1 pseudogene is annotated in these 242 nt (G+C 40.5%); it reads right to left on the bottom strand.

Annotation, left to right across the window (positions count from 1 at the left end):
• Positions 1-242 (bottom strand): annotated as a pseudogene (locus tag FUA24_RS04835) (NADH:ubiquinone reductase (Na(+)-transporting) subunit F); the annotation flags it as partial.

Raw genomic sequence — 242 nt, 5'->3', positions numbered from 1 at the left:
AGATGCGACTCCTGGATTAACATCCATCCATCCATTCTTATTTCTATCCCATGGTGGAGTTGCAATACGAACGTTTAACATAATCTCACGTCCTTCTGCAGGATAAGAAGCCATTGAGTATGCTCTTTCTACAGTTTCATCGTTTTTCATTACTAAAGGCCAAAGTCCAAACTTATCCCATTCTGCTTGAAACTTATCTGGTGTTTCATGCTCTTCTGGGTGAGCTGTAATGTCCATGTCTT

The sequence above is a fragment of the Seonamhaeicola marinus genome, from assembly GCF_008085455.1.
The sequence above is the reverse complement of the archived record's forward strand: the minus strand, read 5'-3'. Positions and strand labels throughout refer to the sequence as shown.